The 17,990-nt window shown below is 43.2% G+C and carries 15 protein-coding genes and 1 tRNA gene; 6 read left to right on the top strand and 10 right to left on the bottom strand.

Annotated features, from left to right (window positions below; genetic code table 11):
• Positions 1–565: 565 nt before the first annotated feature.
• The 4 genes from QL886_RS09440 to QL886_RS09425 all read left to right on the top strand — a co-directional run bounded on the left by QL886_RS09440 (position 566) and on the right by QL886_RS09425 (position 5,282).
• Positions 566–2,065 carry a SulP family inorganic anion transporter gene (locus QL886_RS09440; protein ID WP_057762027.1) on the top strand — a complete coding sequence of 500 codons (1,500 nt, stop codon included), beginning with the start codon at positions 566–568 and terminating at the stop codon, positions 2,063–2,065.
• A gap of 174 nt (positions 2,066–2,239) precedes the next feature.
• Positions 2,240–3,094 carry a universal stress protein gene (locus tag QL886_RS09435; protein ID WP_102092102.1) on the top strand — a complete coding sequence of 285 codons (855 nt, stop codon included), beginning with the start codon at positions 2,240–2,242 and terminating at the stop codon, positions 3,092–3,094.
• Between the two features lie 479 nt (positions 3,095–3,573).
• Positions 3,574–3,912, top strand: a complete 339-nt coding sequence (locus QL886_RS09430; protein WP_010197981.1) for a P-II family nitrogen regulator — start codon at positions 3,574–3,576, stop codon at positions 3,910–3,912.
• Between the two features lie 107 nt (positions 3,913–4,019).
• Entirely contained in the window at positions 4,020–5,282 is a 1,263-nt protein-coding gene (locus tag QL886_RS09425; protein ID WP_057762031.1) for an ammonium transporter, read from the top strand.
• A 200-nt stretch (positions 5,283–5,482) separates the two neighbouring features.
• Here QL886_RS09425 and QL886_RS09420 read toward each other — a convergent pair whose 3' ends face one another.
• The 3 genes from QL886_RS09420 to QL886_RS09410 all read right to left on the bottom strand — a co-directional run bounded on the left by QL886_RS09420 (position 5,483) and on the right by QL886_RS09410 (position 7,307).
• Positions 5,483–5,866, bottom strand: coding sequence for a DUF2147 domain-containing protein (locus QL886_RS09420; RefSeq protein ID WP_057762037.1), 384 nt, complete (start codon positions 5,864–5,866; stop codon positions 5,483–5,485).
• Between the two features lie 261 nt (positions 5,867–6,127).
• Complete coding sequence (locus QL886_RS09415) at positions 6,128–6,391, bottom strand: hypothetical protein (RefSeq protein ID WP_290178520.1); 264 nt, start codon at positions 6,389–6,391, stop codon at positions 6,128–6,130.
• 70 nt (positions 6,392–6,461) lie between these two features.
• Complete coding sequence (locus QL886_RS09410) at positions 6,462–7,307, bottom strand: DNA/RNA non-specific endonuclease (protein ID WP_290178519.1); 846 nt, start codon at positions 7,305–7,307, stop codon at positions 6,462–6,464.
• A 177-nt stretch (positions 7,308–7,484) separates the two neighbouring features.
• Here QL886_RS09410 and QL886_RS09405 point away from each other — a divergent pair.
• A tRNA-Ser gene (locus QL886_RS09405) sits at positions 7,485–7,575 on the top strand.
• 490 nt (positions 7,576–8,065) lie between these two features.
• Positions 8,066–8,785, top strand: coding sequence for a hypothetical protein (locus tag QL886_RS09400; RefSeq protein WP_290178518.1), 720 nt, complete (start codon positions 8,066–8,068; stop codon positions 8,783–8,785).
• Positions 8,786–8,880: 95 nt separating this feature from the next.
• On the opposite strand, the gene QL886_RS09395 is transcribed toward QL886_RS09400, so the two are convergent.
• From QL886_RS09395 to QL886_RS09365, 7 genes are all read right to left on the bottom strand, one after another.
• On the bottom strand, positions 8,881–9,165 hold the full coding sequence (locus tag QL886_RS09395) for a hypothetical protein (protein WP_290178517.1): 285 nt from the start codon (positions 9,163–9,165) through the stop codon (positions 8,881–8,883).
• A 431-nt stretch (positions 9,166–9,596) separates the two neighbouring features.
• Positions 9,597–10,544 (bottom strand): putative RNA methyltransferase, encoded by a 948-nt coding sequence (locus QL886_RS09390; RefSeq protein WP_290178516.1) that lies wholly within the window; start codon positions 10,542–10,544, stop codon positions 9,597–9,599.
• Positions 10,545–10,672: 128 nt separating this feature from the next.
• Entirely contained in the window at positions 10,673–11,791 is a 1,119-nt protein-coding gene (mraY, locus tag QL886_RS09385; RefSeq protein WP_290178515.1) for a phospho-N-acetylmuramoyl-pentapeptide-transferase, read from the bottom strand.
• A 3-nt stretch (positions 11,792–11,794) separates the two neighbouring features.
• Positions 11,795–13,243, bottom strand: coding sequence for a UDP-N-acetylmuramoyl-tripeptide--D-alanyl-D-alanine ligase (gene murF / locus QL886_RS09380; protein ID WP_290178513.1), 1,449 nt, complete (start codon positions 13,241–13,243; stop codon positions 11,795–11,797).
• 82 nt (positions 13,244–13,325) lie between these two features.
• Complete coding sequence (locus tag QL886_RS09375) at positions 13,326–15,041, bottom strand: UDP-N-acetylmuramoyl-L-alanyl-D-glutamate--2,6-diaminopimelate ligase (protein WP_290178512.1); 1,716 nt, start codon at positions 15,039–15,041, stop codon at positions 13,326–13,328.
• 66 nt (positions 15,042–15,107) lie between these two features.
• On the bottom strand, positions 15,108–17,198 hold the full coding sequence (locus QL886_RS09370) for a penicillin-binding protein 2 (RefSeq protein ID WP_057762051.1): 2,091 nt from the start codon (positions 17,196–17,198) through the stop codon (positions 15,108–15,110).
• Positions 17,195–17,677, bottom strand: a complete 483-nt coding sequence (locus tag QL886_RS09365; protein ID WP_057762053.1) for a cell division protein FtsL — start codon at positions 17,675–17,677, stop codon at positions 17,195–17,197. The genes QL886_RS09370 and QL886_RS09365 overlap by 4 nt, the downstream gene beginning before the upstream one ends.
• Positions 17,678–17,990 lie beyond the last annotated feature (313 nt).

Genomic DNA, 17,990 nt, shown 5'->3' with positions numbered 1-17,990 from the left:
TCGCCTGTTTTTATATTAAGTGGCTAATGCTATAATAGTCAGCTTGATTAATATTTATCAGTATTTTGCTGAGCACATTGCTCAAGCATTTTAGTTTAGCATGTTGTCACATTTATCGCGCTATTGTCACGCCTCTTCATCAACGATTCTTGTTGTGATAAGGGTGTATCAGACAATTTTGATAATTTGACGAGTGATATATCACCTTCTACTACAGCAAGTGATTGCTGACTCTATATATTATTGTAGGTACATCTATCTAGTTGCCTATTTTAAGCAATCTTTTAAAAAATATTTTTAGGTAATTTACTGCCCTTATCATCGTATTGATTATTGATGAGCGTATTTTTGATACCAAAAAAATCAGTAGATACCTTAGTTATTAGTTAGATACCTCGGTTATTAGTTAGATATCTTGGTTATTAATTTCTCACAATTCAACACAGCAACATGACCTAGTGCATGTTGAAGTAAAAGAAAAATGAATAGCTATTATTAGCGACGCGATCATTTTATAAATGAGTAATGATTACTTTTTTTGCCTCTAACCCTATGTAGTTTACTTATGACATCTTTTATTGATAACTTGCGTGACGAGTGGTTTTCCAATGTTCGCGGTGACGTTTTATCGGGTTTGGTTGTAGCCCTAGCCCTTATTCCAGAAGCCATTGCCTTTTCTATTATCGCTGGTGTTGATCCAAAGGTTGGCTTATATGCCTCATTTTGTATCGCCGTAGTGATCAGTTTTGTCGGTGGTCGTCCAGGTATGATCTCGGCAGCAACTGGCGCTATGGCATTGGTCATGGTCGATTTGGTTGCTGACCACGGTCTGCAATATTTGCTTGCCGCAACTTTGCTTTGCGGTGCCATTCAGGTCGTGATGGGCATTCTAAAGCTTGGTAATCTGATGCGCTTTGTTTCTCGCTCAGTGGTTATCGGTTTCGTCAATGCTTTAGCAATATTGATTTTTGCTGCGCAATTACCAGAACTGAACCCAATGACTGAGCGTGTCGGCATGACCGTTTACATCATGACGGCAGCTGGTTTGGCGATTATTTATCTGTTTCCACTTATCCCTAAAATCGGTCGCATCGTTCCTTCACCACTTATTTGTATTGTAGGTTTGACTGCTGTTGCAATGTATATGAATCTTGATATTCGCAACGTTGGTAGCATGGGTGATTTGCCAGATTCATTACCAGTATTCTTGTTGCCTGACATTCCATTAAACCTAAATACCTTGCTGATTATTGCACCATACTCTATCGCGCTTGCCATCGTTGGTCTTTTAGAGTCTATGATGACAGCGACAATCGTCGATGAATTGACCGATACACCAAGTGATAAAAACAAAGAGTGTCGTGGACAAGGTATGGCTAACGTCGTGTCAGGTTTCTTTGGTGGTATGGCAGGCTGTGCGATGATTGGTCAGTCAATGATCAACGTCAAATCGGGTGGTCGTACGCGTCTATCTACCTTGATGGCCGGTGTTGTTCTTCTTATCATGGTAGTATTCTTGAGCGAATGGGTCAGCCAAATTCCAATGGCGGCCCTAGTTGCAGTCATGATTATGGTATCGATTGGTACGTTTAACTGGCAATCTATTCGCGAGTTTAAAACGCATCCAATGTCGTTCAATATCGTTATGCTAGCGACTGTATTGACTACCGTCTTTACTCACAACTTAGCTTACGGTGTCGGCGTAGGTGTCTTACTATCTGCCTTGGCATTTGCCAATAAAATTGGTCAATTCTTAACCATCTTTAGTGAATATGATGACAGCAGCAACACTCGCTACTATTATGTTCAAGGGCAGGTATTCTTTGCTTCTACCACCCAATTCCTACATAGTTTTGATACTAAAGAAGCTGTAGATAGTATTCAGATTGATGTAAGCCAAGCGCATTTTTGGGATGTCAGCGCTGTTGATACCTTAGACAAGCTAGTGATGCGCTTGCAACGTGAAGGCATTGATGTCAAAGTGGTAGGACTCAACAATGCGAGTCGAACACTGATTGATCGCTTCTCTGTTCATGACCGCCGAGACATTGGCTTGTTAGACTAAGCGAAACTGCTAAGCGAATCTACGCGGTTGCCATGTGGCTATATTATTAGTCCATGGCTAATATATCGGATATTAATAGACAGTTATATTGGTAAAAGGGTTGGATGTATTTTTCATACGCCAACCCTAAACTGAGATAGCAGATTTTTATTATTAAAATGATGTGGTCGTTTTATGAGTAATTTAAAACCAGATAGTGTGATTGCTTGCTTGGACTGTCCTGATCATGTTCAAGCGGTACTAGAGGCCAGTATGTGGGCTTCTATTCGCCTGCGCGCGCCTGTTGGCTTATTGCACTCAATGCCGAGCTTGCAGCAAAAAGCCGCTATTAATTATTCTGGTTGCCTCAATATTGATGACGAAAATGCTTTGCTCGAACAGTTCACATCCAAAGAACATCTAAGCAACTGTGAGCTAAAAGCACAGGGCCGATTGCTATTATCTCAAGCAACCTCGTATTGTGAACAGCAACGCCATAAGCTAAAGACATACACATTGCATCGTCATGAGAACCTCAATCAAAGCATTGATTACGTTGATGACCAAGCACAATTGATCGTTATAGGTCATCATGTCACTTGCAAATCAACGCTGAGCCAACTCATTCGAGTCAGCCACTGCCCCATTTTGGTGACACATGCACCATTTTTGCCCCCTACTACCGCTTTATTTGCGTTTGATAACAGTCCAACGTGCCATAAACTACTAAATTGGCTGTGTAAAACGCCACTGGTGCGTGCACTAACGGTTCATATTGTAATGGTTGGCAAGGAAACTTCTGATAACTGTGATGCGTTGCGTGAAGCCTACGCCAAACTCAAACAGGCGGGTATTAAATCCAAAAAGACATTGCTTGACTGCCGTGATGTTGCAGCAGCTTTGAACTACTATCAAAACCAACATGATATCGGTTTACTTATGACTGGGGCTTTTGGCCAATCTCGTCTACGCGAATTACTACAAGGTAGCGATACAAAAAAGCTATTGGTCAGCACAAAAACCCCTTATCTATTATTTCCTAAAGCCTAACGACGTATATATAAACACGCCCAAACCCTTTATCTACCTAAGCACAGGGGTCTAACTACTATGTTAGGCTCTATCGCTTATCTCTACTTTCTCTCTACCTTCTCGCCATTCATCTTTGATACGCTTGCATGAAAAGGCCAAGCTAACGACCAAACTCAAGTTAGCAAATCGTCACATGAAATAAAGGGATAGCCTCCCCAAGCACTCAAAAAGTTGGTTATAATAAAGTTTTCGTTAACCAAACGCTAAAGATTGATTCACCTTTATTATGCTTGTAGCGATGGCTCTAATCGTTGCATCGTAGCCCATATTCTATGTTACTACTGTCATTACTTTTTAATGAACAACGCCAATTCTACCTCCCCCCTTGAGTAGGTTGGCACGGTTCTTGAATAACTTACAGTAAGCAAGGCAGAGATATGATGATGCACCATAGTACTTCTATCAATCTGCGGCATCACACAAATAAGGAATTTTTTATGAAGCTAATCACTGCGATCTTAAAACCGTTTAAGCTCGACGACGTGCGTGAAGCGCTTTCCGACATCGGTGTTAAAGGTGTCACTGTCACTGAAGTCAAAGGTTTCGGTCGTCAAAAAGGTCATACAGAGCTCTATCGCGGCGCAGAATACGTGGTGGACTTTTTACCTAAAGTAAAAGTCGAAGTCGCTGTGATCGACGAGATGGTTGAGCCTGCTATCGAGGCAATCACTCGTATCGCTAGCACTGGTAAGATTGGTGATGGCAAGATTTTCGTCACTGCACTTGAGCAAGTTATCCGTATCCGTACGGGTGAAACGGGACCTGACGCTATCTAAATTTGAAGACCTACCTACGGGCATAAACTTATAGGTACAGACTCTTACAGCATTTTTATCTATCGGTAATGCCGATATCTATATTATAAATTCAAGGGGGAATTTAAATGGAAAGTCAAATCTTTGAGCTCCAATATGCGCTCGATACGTTTTACTTTTTGATATGTGGTGCGTTGGTCATGTGGATGGCAGCAGGCTTCACTATGTTAGAGGCCGGACTGGTCCGATCAAAAAATACAGTCGAAATCTTAACCAAAAACGTTGCACTATTTGCAACGGCTAGCATCATGTATATGGTATGCGGCTATGCGATTATGTATGGTGGCGATCTATTCTTAAGCGGAATTGCAGGCGGTGATACGTTAGTAGAAGACGCCCTAGCAGCCTCTGCTGAAAACGGCTTCGGTGGCGACTCTGTCTACTCTGCCGCATCAGACTTTTTCTTCCAAGTAGTCTTTGTAGCGACCTGTATGTCAATCGTATCAGGTGCTGTTGCTGAGCGCATGAAACTGTGGTCATTCTTATTGTTTGCTGTGGTCATGACTGGTGTTATCTACCCATTAGAAGGTAGCTGGACATGGGGCGGCAACGATGTCTTTGGCCTATTTAACCTAGGCGACATGGGCTTCTCTGACTTTGCAGGCTCTGGTATTGTACATATGGCAGGTGCAGCAGCAGCTCTAGCAGGTGTACTACTATTAGGCTCACGTAAAGGTAAATATGGCCCTAACGGCGAGATACGTGCTATTCCTGGTGCCAACCTACCATTGGCGGCACTCGGTACACTAATCTTGTGGATGGGTTGGTTCGGTTTCAACGGTGGTTCAGTGCTTAAATTAGGCGACATCGCTAGTGCTAATGCTGTTGCAATGGTATTTTTGAACACTAATGCTGCTGCTGCTGGCGGTGCTGTCGGTGCCTTGATCTTAGCTCGCATCATCTTTGGTAAAGCGGATCTAACTATGCTCCTAAACGGTGCACTAGCTGGTCTAGTAGCCATTACTGCTGAGCCTTCAACCCCTTCTGCATTACAAGCCACTATCTTTGGTGTTATCGCCGGTATAATTGTAGTGTTATCAATCTTAGCCTTAGACAAAATCAAGATTGATGATCCAGTTGGTGCAATCTCAGTTCATGGTGTGGTCGGCCTATTTGGTTTGCTAATTGTACCTATCACTAACCCAGCATCTACCTTTATCGGTCAGATTGTGGGCGCTGCAACCATCTTTGCTTGGGTATTCATTGCCAGCCTAGTGGTTTGGTCTATTATCAAGCTGGTTATCGGTCTACGTATCTCTGAAGAAGATGAATACGAAGGTGCTGATATTGCAGAATGCGGTATGGAAGCTTACCCAGAATTTATAAGATAAGTTCCTTTGAAGTAAGCTAAAGATTGCTGTTAAATACGCTGATACTACCTACTGTAGTATCGGCGTTTATAATTTTAGTGTTTAAAGTTCTCCCCCATTGAATATATGAAATATAAGCTTAAATCTAAAACGTAAAAATCCCGCGAGACCTTTCGGTAACGCGGGATTTTTATGTATTACGCTAAAACTAATTTTTTAGTTTATTTCTTTTTCCACTCTTGGCTACGAGAGAATGGACCGATATAGCCTTTTAGCTTTAATGTGTTGCCGCTTAAGCTTGCAGTCATACGATAGTCTTTACCTTTTGCTGGATCAGTAATCGTACCACCACTATATTTACCACCACCGTCAGCTTTTAGACCTCTAATAATGGTCGTACCAACGTGCTTCTTGCCTTTCGCAGTATTGGCAGCAATAAGAGTACCGGTCAGAACACCATTTGACTCAGTGATTTTTACCGTACCTTTTGGTTCACCATCATCATATGTCTGCCAAGTAGTGTTGGCTAATGGGTCAGCGGCGAATGCCATGCTAGCAATACCAATACCAGCAACTGCTAAAGTGGTCTTTGTAAATAATTTCATAGATTGACTCCCTTCATACAATGATTACTCGAAACGTTATGTTTCTGTTGTCCTATGCTTATCCTTTGCTAGAACCTTTCATTACGAGCTTTACGGCTTCGACCTTTTTAAATGATAGTTACCATGACAACTTATAAGCTTTTGGTTAAAGATTCGAGCGACACAAGCGATGTCTTAATTCATTATAAGCAATTTTTAGGTTTTGCCTAGTAATTTTTTTACAGTTTCTTATTTCTATAAAAATAAAACCATATCAAAGACTTATAGGAAAGGATTGTCGATATCTTTACCTAATTGGTCATCATTTTCCTTTGACTTAGCATTGTTCTTGCTATATAGATTTTTATCTGCAAATGCTTGTACGATTTTCCCCGACAGCTCATGTAGCTGTTGGGCTTGCTCATATCCTAACTCATCAAAAGTGAGATCAATATCACCATATATAATAATCTTGTCTTTTTGATTTTCAATGACAAGATCACCAATCTGCATGCTTTGATGGTCGTTGGCGAATGGCTCAATCATTTAATTATCCTTATTATCAGTAACATTTATTTTTTTCAAAATGAGGTTATTTTTGGGTCTTACTGTCAAATTAAGCCTGCAACTGTGCAATTAACCATTCTAAAATAGCCCACACAAACAGCATCCACTCAGGCTCCTCCACTGGCGCCTCGGGGGTATTTGAGCTCTCACCTACCTTCAATGGTAAATCAAACGCTTGAGATTTGGACTGATTATCTAGCATAGGTAATACATCGATGCCAATCTCAGTGGTTAGCTCATCGATACTAATTACGTCGATGCGTTCTGACTCATCATTTGGTGCGTAATACGCGCCTGCTTGATTGGTTGCTGGGATATATACAGCTTTGAAGAAATGGCTAGGCACAAGGACACGATTAGCGATCTGCTTGGTTTTTTTATCTGTAAATGCCACACCTGTAATGGTATACACCTCACCGTATTGCTGCGTTAAATGCCGAGTGACAGATTCAATATTACGCCAAATGTAGCGATTGTTACGTGGTGACTGCGGGGCAATATTGGCTAAACTAAAACTATCGTACTGCTGGCTGCGATTGGCCATATTGGCATTGGGTGCCAAATGTCCTCGATCATAGCCAGAGCCTGAATAATCAGATAATGAGGCTCGTGCTGACTTTGGTAGCTTACTTTCTTCATGAAAGCTATCTTCACGATCAATCTGCTTAGCTTGTTGCAGACGTGTGCGATCGAGATATTCTGCTGACCATAGCGGTGTACGCGATACCCCTGAGTACATCACCGCAAAGCCATCCATGCATAATGCTTGTGTGTCTTTTTTTAGCTTGGTATTGGTAAATTCAGGATAAACACCCCCATAAAAAGACTGGCTACACTGGATTAGATCATCAGCGTGCGCTTGGGTAATACCCGTCGCGACAAGCAATACTGCCATCATCGCACTATTCTTACATCCGTACTTAAGCCTACTAAAACTTATCATTCAACTTTCAACCATTTATACTTGCCGTTACATACTTGCTATCCTAGCAGGCGCTTGCCAATAAAGAAAGATAGCGCGCAAGTCGTGACATTTTAAATGGTATCCGCTATACTTAGGCGTTCAAAAAACGGTGAAGTGGGTGAGTGGCTGAAACCGCACGCCTGGAAAGTGTGTATACGTTCATAGCGTATCGAGGGTTCGAATCCCTCCTTCACCGCCAATCTTATTTTGCGTAAGCAAAGCCTCAGTTTTTCTATCTTGTTCTACCCTTCTCTAAATATTTTTTGACAGTTTAATAGTAAGACTTTCAGTCTATACTCATTCTCTACTGCTATCTGAAACACTTCTGTTTAGTCTTAATTCCGTGTGTTGTATGAATCTAATAAATAAATATATATCTAATAGCACATTGATTGACCAAGCTAAAAAACTCGTATCATGGACTGAGAGTGACTCATAAAATGATTCGATATTCTATTACGATTCGTTTTATTATCAGCTTAATTTTATCCCTAGACCCTTATACGAAAAGGCTTTGAGTTTTTCTGTGGCGCTCAATCTAGTTTTATATCAATGCTAGTCAATATTGCTATTCCGTACAAAAATGTAATCACAATAGGGTCTCTGATACTCGGCAGATGCCATTGTCCAAAAATTGGATTATAGTAGATATCGGTAGTATTTATTTAAATAAACTAAAGGATACAACGATGAAAACACTAGGAATGTGTATCGTAGCAGGACTCGGATTGAGTGCTTGCGCTACTGGCATGGGCGGGATGGCAACAGATAATACCAATCAAAATAACAACTCTGATAAAGTGGTCACTCAATACCCAGTTGAGACTGCCCTACTCAATATCTATACCAAACAACGTAGTGAAAAATTGGTAGCCACTGTCGGCGGACAAAGCGTAGCCGCAAATATTCAAATCACTCCTAAAGGCAGCATGCGCTTTAATAATAAAATGGTACAAGGCGCAGAAGTCAGCACAATCAACACAGTGAATCAGCAGATCACGGATCAGTCAGTCGTTATCAATTATTTTACGCTAGACCCATTGGTGTTCCATGGTTTTACGGATAGTACGGGTGAGTATTCAATCGCTAACCAAACGACAAGTGTCCCTAAGATAGCTACGGTGGGCGACTCAAATCAGCTCATCACTGAAAACGTATATGCTGACAGTAGTATGCGTCATAAAACCGCCACTTATAAGCAGGACTGGTCCCTCACACAAGATACAAATAACACGGCGTGGCTCTGTATAAAAACTTCAGGCAATCTACTTTTGACTTCTGACGCTGCAGATACGTCTTCAGAGTGCTATAAAATCAATGCCAAAGGCGATGTTTTAAGTAGTAAAGTCACACTCACTCAGCCTAATAAAAGCGGCATATCCAAATCAATGACGTTTATCAGTCAGTAGCATTTGCTCAATTAGTAACGATCAATAGTGTCATATAAGAACAAAAAAAATAGCGCCTCATTAAGGCGCTATTTTTGGATAGTAAAATCGGGTTTTTACGAGCGACGGTCATGATTGTTTTTGTCGTGGCTGTTTTTAGCATGAACATTTTTGGCTATTGCTTTGTGCTTAGCAGCCACTACGTTCGCTTTATGATGTGACTTTGCTGCCTTAGCTTTGGCATGCTTATAGTTATTACTCGCTTTATCGCTGCTGTGTTTTTGTTGCTGTACTTGAGCTGAATGATGCTTATCAAAATTAGGTGCAGCATTGGCTTGACCCACCATCGACAAACAAGCAGTAGCGGCTAAAATCGAACTAACTAGTATCTTTTTCATCATTTTATTCCTTTGAATTCATATTTAGAGTCGTTATAGATAATGCATTTAGTGTTAAATGAACTATCGTGATAAAGCTTTACTCTATCGACAAAGAGAATGATAAATGATTCTAGTATTAAGTAGATTTATGAAACTTGAAGAAAGGTTGCGATTGTTACGAGGGCATGCGCGCTTAAAGACATGTTAGGTGTTAGCGTAATGTTTGGTTAAATGACAGCGTATTTACGCTTTATCGGTAAGCATCGTAGACAGGATATTTATAAAAACGCGAATGACTAGCTGATTGATAAAGAATGCAAATACGGAAACGGTTAAGCCAAATTTACTGATATCAATATTTCTGGTATTTGAAAAAGCTAACTCATTAGAAATTGCTGGTTAATGTTTAAAACGAGCATAGCAATACCCCATACTGCTATGCTCTAAATGTGCTAAACAGATGTTTTCTGCAAAATATAAACCACAAACTTGGCCTCTGTGCTAAATGCTGCTGTTTCTACGGCAGCCAATAGTACTTGCCTTTTTTCGCTGCGGGCACGGTACGCATAAGGTGTCATCGTCATCAAATCAGCCAAATCCTCTGCGGATAACGTTAGCTCTGTACTGACACGGCAGGTCTCAACCAACGTAAAATATGGTGCCAATTCTTGCAAAAATTTATCAGAATCATGCTCACGTACATCATCAAACAGCGCATCACGCATCGTTGCCAAATGCCCGATATCAGGTTTGGCAATGATTAAATAGCCACCATCCATCAATACATTATCAAACGCCTCGGGCAAAATGGGGCTAAAAATACTGCTAATACCCGTCATACTGTGCGGGCGTAATGGTAAATGTGCAGCACTGGTCACTAATGGATAGATCGCTGTCGTATTGGCAGTATCTTCTTTACGCATCTGATACCATAGACGACCTGCTACTTTACTGACTTTGGCCAGCTCAACCACTGCAGGCTTACTGATGTCAGCGGCTATCAGCGTATCTATAACATCCGATCCCATTTGTGCCATTGCCTGCGTGTAATAGCCTTCACCGCAGCCAATATCTAGCCAATTGACTGGCTTGTTATCTTGCTCGTTTATTAGCTCATCTTTAGACAATAACTCTGTCATTTTTTGGCTAATTAGGTTTTGGAGCGGTGCATAGTGCCCATGATTCAAAAACCGTTTACGCGCATCGATAGATTCTTGACTATCACCGGGGGCTTTGGACTTTTTCTGTTGTACTGGCAGCAGGTTGACATAGCCTTGACGCGCTACATCAAAGGGATGTGAAGTCTGCTTAGGGTGCAAACTACCATCACAGCGCCAAGTATCTGCGGCGGGCTGTAGCGGTGACTGACAAAGTGGACAAATAAATAACGACACGGGCATCCCAAAGTGATAGCAATATGCTTCGCATTTTAACAAATTTCGTGTGCCTTAAACGATAAAAAGCCACCTCAATAATCATTAAGGTGGCTTCTAAGCAGGAAAGTTAGGTATATTTGAGGATTGTTTTTCTAGCGCAGCTTCAAGGTCATTAGCCCGAGGATGACAAGGATAATGGCAATAATCCAGAATCTCGCTACCACTTGCGTTTCTTTCCAGCCAATTTCTTCAAAATGATGATGCAGCGGTGCCATACGGAAGACGCGTTTCTTGCGCAGTTTGTACGAGCCAACTTGCAACATCACTGATAGCGCTTCTGCGACAAACAAACCGCCCATAATCGCGAAGGCAATCTCTTGACGGGTCATCACAGCGATAGTACCTAACATTGCACCCAATGCTAGCGCGCCAACATCACCCATAAACACTTGTGCTGGATGCGCGTTGAACCATAAGAAACCAAGGCCTGCTCCCACCATTGAGCCACAGACGATGATAACTTCGGAGTTATAAGAAATATAAGGCACATGCAAGTAGTCAGCAAAGCGTACATCGCCTGATACATAGGCCATCGCGCCCAAACCTGCAGCGACGAGAACAACTGGCAAAATCGCCAAACCATCCAAACCGTCGGTTAGGTTGACTGCGTTAGAAGCACCATTAATCACAAAATAGGTAAAGATGATAAAGCCAATACCAAATGGCACCGCTGAAAATGGAATCATCCAGTCTTTGAATACTGGCAATAGCAAATCCTGCATCTCGCGCGTGGTATTGATATCGGGTTGTAGCGTGGCGATATAATACAAAGACACACCGACAAACAGTGCGCCCATAGATAACCAAAAATACTTTTTGCGAGCGATTAAGCCTTTTGGATCTTTATACTTAATTTTTAGCCAATCATCAGCCCAACCTACGGCACCGAAGATAACCATAACCACGAGCAAAATCCAAACATAAGGATTGTTTAGTCGTGCCCACAGCAGCGTCGATATGCCAATCGCGCTTAGGATCAATACCCCGCCCATGGTTGGTGTACCAGTCTTGGCCAAATGCGACTGAGGCCCATCATTACGAATGGCCTGACCATATTTGAGCGATCGCAAGTGCCGAATGACACGGCCACCAAACATCATGCTAAATACAAGGGCGGTAACAACTGCAAGCAATGCTCGCAGCGTCAACGAAGAAACCGCAGAAAACGGCGTATAATACTGGCCAAGCCAGCCGAACAACCAAACTAACACCGCCTACTCCTCTACTAGCGCATGAATAAGTGTTTCCATTCCCATGGAACGAGAGCCTTTGAACAACACAGTACAAGGCTTAGCTTGTTGCGCTTGCAAATACGGCTGTAAATACTGTAATAAACTGTCTTTGTCGGCAAAAGCATGAGCACTGATATCAGACACCTCTTGCGCACCTGCAACGGTATAAGGGGCATATTCGCCAACACAAAGCAGCACGTTGATACCTGTGGTCGCGATAGTACGGCCCAAGCTTTGATGTTCACTAATAGCAGCCTCTCCTAGCTCACCGATATCGCCCAGCACCATGACCTGCGTACCTGTTTGCGCAGCCAATACTTTGGCGGCGGCACGTACCGAATGAGGGTTGGCATTATAAGTATCATCAATAAGACGATGCATACCAAGTATCTGGCTATTTAGACGACCTTTAGCAGGACGCGCATTTTCGAGCCCAATGACGATGTCGCTCACCTCAATATTCAGCGCATGTGCACAGGCAGCAGCGGCCAAGGCATTATTGACATTGTGCTCACCTGCCAATGGCAAGTTGATATCATGGACTTGGTTACCGATATGTAGCTTAAATTCGCTACGTTCAGGCTCTACGTCTAGATGGCTTGCGCTTACATCCGTATTACCAAAGCCAATCACATGTGAGGTGTGCTTTTCAGCGATACGACGCAACTGATTGGTAAAGTCATCCTTATCAGGAACAATCGCAAACTGCGCGTCCGTCAACGTATGGTAAATCTCTGCTTTGGTCTGGCAGATGCCTTCACGGCTACCAAACTCACCCAAATGCGCTGTACCGATGTTTAAGATACAGGCCACATCAGGCTGAACAATTTCAGTCGTATAAGCAATCTCGCCAATATGGTTTGCGCCCAACTCTAAAATAGCATAACGATGATGGTCTGATAGCTCAAGCAACATCATTGGTACACCCAAATCGTTATTGAGGTTACCACGAGTGATCAAGGTCGGTGCCAATCTACCAAAAATACTGCCAAGCATTTCTTTGCAAGTAGTCTTGCCGCTAGAGCCCGTAATAGCAATCACAGTTAAATCTGTATGCTGCTGACGACGATATGCTGCCAATTGACCTAGTGCCAGACGGGTATCGCTGACCACCAATTGCGGAATAGCATTTGGGCCGGACAACGAAATAGGACGAGAGACGACAGCGGCAACTGCACCTTTTAATATTGCTGTCTCGATATAATCGTGACCATCGAAATTGTCGCCGCTTAGCGCTAAAAATATATCGCCTGGCTTTATCGTGCGAGTATCAGTGGCTATACGTTTACTAGACAAGGCCGCCTGTTCTGCTGCATGGCCTTGTGGTAGTTGCCACTGCCCATCGAGCGACGTGGTCGCTGCGAGCAGATTGTCCATTTGCCAGACATAGAGCCCTTGCGACTGGGCAGTATTATCGGTGTCGGCTGTCATAATGATTACCTTATATGATGACTACTTAATTTTTATATTTAATGATCAATTTTTACTAATACATGTATCGAAAGCCAATCAACTACACACGGCTAGCTTGTTTCAATGCCTGCTGCAAAACAACACTGTCATCGAAATCATAGCGAACGTTGTTAATCTCTTGATAGGTTTCATGACCTTTGCCTGCGATGACCACGATATCATCTACACCTGAGTGACTAACTGCATATTCAATAGCGGTTTGGCGGGCAGGCTCGATATGGGTTCGTTGATATTGCTCATCTGTCATACCAGCCTGCATATCTTGCAAAATTACATTTGGGTCTTCGGTACGTGGATTATCCGCAGTCAAAATAACTTGATCAGCACCTGCCAGACCTGCTTGCGCCATCAACGGTCGCTTGCCTGCATCGCGATCTCCGCCGCAACCAAATACTGCCCAAAGCTGACCTTTACAGTGGGTTTTTAAACTTGCTAGCACTTGGCTTAGCGCATCTGGAGTATGCGCATAATCAACGATAAAGCAGCCATCATTTGATGATACACGCTGCATACGCCCAACTGCACCTTGCAACTGTGCAACAGCAGGCGCAATATGTTCAATATTCATAGCCAAGTCAGTATCAAGTGCTACGACAGCTGCGATCGCTGCGAGCAAATTGGCTACATTGAAGCGACCTAATAGTGGACTAACAACCTCTATGTTGTCAGCTTTCTCATCGCCAAAATCAGTACGCAGATTTATTTTGACGCCTTGCAGACTCGGCGTGATATCAGCAGCAACGAAAGTAGCAGTTTTTGATGAATCCAAACTGTATGTCCATACCGTCAAACCGCTATCATTTGCTATATCTAACATAACCTGAGCATGCTCATCATCGATATTAATAATGGCATGGGTCAAATCTGGAAAATGGGCTTTATCAAACAGCTTGGCTTTGGCAGCGGCATATTCTGCCATATCAGCATGATAGTCTAAATGGTCACGGCTCAAATTGGTATAAATCGCTACAGTGACTGGCATACCTTGTAGACGTTGCTGATCCAACCCGTGAGAGCTGGCCTCTAATGCCAATATTTCTGCCTGCTCCGTTCCCATTTGATATAAGAACTGCTGGACAGCTAACGCATCGCCTGTGGTATGGCTGGCTTGCACCAGAGCACCAAGTCGACCATTACCTGCCGTACCCATCACCGCACTACTCTGACCCATCAACTGGGTAAGCTGTGCTACTAATTGACTGATGGTTGTTTTACCATTTGTACCAGTTACCGCAACCACGGTCGGTAGAGTCGCTGGCTGCTGATATTGCAGGCGCGCTTGAATTAAGCTACCCAAAAAGTCGCGAATATTAGGAACGTACAATACAGGGCATGGTAATGCTGCTAGTTGCTGCTGTGCATTAGCAATACTATCTGTCTGCGGTTCATTAGTGGTATTTGAGGAATTATCTGCTTCGCTAAGCAAAACAATAGGGTCAATTTCTGAGAGAATAAACGCGGCTTGCTCAGCGGCTTGTAGTAGATAATCGCGACTTTTTTGAGGATTGGCTGTTTGACTTTTTAACAGGACAAATACGTCATTCGCTTCCAATTGGCGATTGTCCAAGCGAAACTGTTGAAACGGAATATGGGCAATAGACTGGGATTGATCTGAACCTACCTGATTGGATTCTTCCTGAATCGATGCTGCTATCATCGCTGTAAGCTGCTCAGCCAGTTTTTGCTGCTGGCTTTTATTGGCATCTATAAGCTGTTGTAAAGTAACAGTAGCGCTATCTAGCGATGATATAGTCATAGATAAATCCTAAACAGTTAAAACGTGTCAGCTCAGTAGAGCTGGACATTTAAAATAATTGAACGCTTACTGCGCTTCCGTTTTTAGTGGCTTATCCAAAGGCACGTTATACAATCGCAATGCTTCTTTCATTACATTATGGAAAACAGGTGCGACCGTTAGACCAGCATAAATCTGACCACGTGGGTCTTCAATAAGCATTACGCCTACCAGCTTTGGATTGGATGCAGGTGCCATACCAGCAAAGACGTTACGATACTGATCCGTATAATAACCACCATCTGGATTGATGCGGCGTGACGTACCTGTCTTACCTGCCACGCGATATCCATCAATGGCAGCGGCTTTCGCCGTACCACCAGGCTCAGTCACGCTCTCGAGCATCTGTACGATAGACATTGCCTGCTCATGCGCCATAATGCGTTTGCTTGGCTGCGACTTGTCATCTTTAATTAAAGTTAATGGATGCATGACTCCACCTGCTGCTAGGGCTGAGTACGCCTGTGCAACCTGTGCCAATGTCACTTGCAGACCATAACCATAACTAACCGTTGCACGGCGCGAGGTTTCTTTTTCTTTTGGCGTGACGATCAAACCGCTGCCCTCACCTGGGAACTGCAATGGAGTCTTTGAGCCAAAGCCAAACTGTCGTTGCATATTACTAATAGCATCGGCTGGCAGTGATAGCGCAATCTTGGTGGAGGCAACGTTACTAGATTTCTGTAATAGCGTGGCCATGTTAATCATACCCAAATTATTATGATCTCGAATGGTATAGCCACGTACGCGAATCGAACCGGGATTGGTATCAATCAAAGTCGTTGGCGTATATTTGCCCGAGTCTAGCGCTGCCGCCACGGTAAACGGTTTCATCACCGAACCTGGCTCGAACACATCTAACAGTGCGCGGTTACGCTGATTTTCACCCGTCATCTCATTAAGGTTGTTCGAGTTAAACGACGGCCATGTCGATAACGCCAATACTTCACCAGTTTGCACGTCAACGATCATACCTGTTGACCAGCGTGCTTTTTGTAAGCGTCCAGCTTTTTCTAACTCTTTATATAGCAAATACTGTAAGCGCGAATCAATCGTTAATGCCACATCTTTGCCGGGTACTTCTGGCTCGATTTGTTTGATTTCTTTTAGACTGTTTTGTTTGGCGTCTTTTAGAACCAGTACTTTTCCGTCATCACCTGCCAAATCTTTTTCATACTGACGCTCAATACCAGCACGGCCTTCGTAGCCGCCTTCAGGATCTTTGGCGTTTTGACCCATAAAGCCCAGCAGCTGCGCATTAGACTGTGGCTGTGGATAATAACGCTGAAAGAAATTCTTTTCGTAGACACCAGGGAAATCAAGTGAGCTGACGCTTTGGGCAATCTCAGGTGTGACCTTATTAAGCAGTGGCAAATAGTGTGAGCCCGCACCAGATGGCAAAGCTGCTTTTACGGCTTTTTCATCGGTCACATCGATACTGTCATCAATAGCCGTGACTTTTTTTAACTCATCGACCGAGATATTGGCAGCAGCGGCTAGCTTTGTTAGATCCATATTATCTAGACGCTTTTGCATACGCGCTTGTAATTGTGGACTGCTAGGATTGGTAATGATAATGCGCTTTAGCTCATAATATTCACGAGAGTAATCATGCGGACTGAATGAAACTGTCGCGAGCGGCGCGCTGACCGCAAGCGGTAGATTATTACGATCGGTAATCATACCGCGATAAGACTTTTGGGTGCGCTCACTGGTAATGAGCTCATTGCCTTTGTCTTGATAGAACTGTGCGTTGGCAACCTGAATATAATAGGCGCGGCTAATCAGTAGCGCTAATATGACCAGCGCTAGACCCCAGACCATACGAAAACGGTTTTTGTCTTGTTCGAAACCACCGAGAGCAGACGCACCTGACGCTTTGCTCGAAAAAACCATTTTACTTTTGCGGTTTTTTACACTGGTATAAGCGCCTTGGGTATCGCTTTTTTTGATGCGACCAAACAATTTGGCCTTACGATTACTTGCAGCTTTATCAGGCTTGCTACTTGTTTGACCAGACTTAGCAGCACTGGCTCGGCGGAGAGGTTTGGTTACCTTGCCGCTGGCTGGTTTCTTGCTGGTGTTTTTTGCGGTGGATTTAGGCTTTTTCTCACTCATTGTCCTGCCTCCGTCGCTGGTTCTTCAGGAGAGATGTCAGTAGAGGCACGTGGCCCAATCACGTCAGACATATCTTCATCTGAGTCTTCCGTAACCACTGGCACCAATGCAGTAGCGACACCAGGCTGGATAATCAGCTTATCCTTTAATGTTGGCGAATACATACCCAATTCAGCAACCGCTCGACTGGCAATCTGCGGTGTGGCGCTAAAGGTTTGCTGCTCAATCAATAGACGCTGATGCTCTACTTGTAGCTTACGTTCTTGTTTTTTCATGTCTTGCAAAGTTTTGTAGTCCTGATGATATTGCTGAACTTCTTCGGCAGTTTTGATACCACTCCATACAATCGTGGCTGCCAATAGCAGTAGCACGACCACATAAATGCTCACCACATTAAACCGGCGCACGAACAGCTCGCCGACATCGGTATTATAAGGTGTAGCAGTGCGGCGATTCGCAGGTTTGTCAGATATTGCCATGACGATCTCAAAAAGGTGAACGTAAACGATAGAGTAGATAACGGATTGCGAAAGATGAACGTGTCATTATTCGGTCATACCATCGATAAATATAAAACCAAAGACACTTATAAGTGTAAAACCTAAACCTAAAAAACGAATATGAAAAACACAGCCAATAGCTAATATCTTCAATAGCCACAAGTCATCACAACTCATGACTATCAATATGCCATACCACAACCAAACACGTTGAGTGGCTGTACTATATAAAACCATTTAACTATTAAGCAGATAAAAACCAACTGATGAGCCTAACAGACAATATTTACAG

This window comes from Psychrobacter sp. APC 3281 (assembly GCF_030407815.1).
Lineage (GTDB): Bacteria > Pseudomonadota > Gammaproteobacteria > Pseudomonadales > Moraxellaceae > Psychrobacter.
Note: the sequence above shows the minus strand (reverse complement) of the source record. Positions and strands in the feature narration are given on the sequence as shown.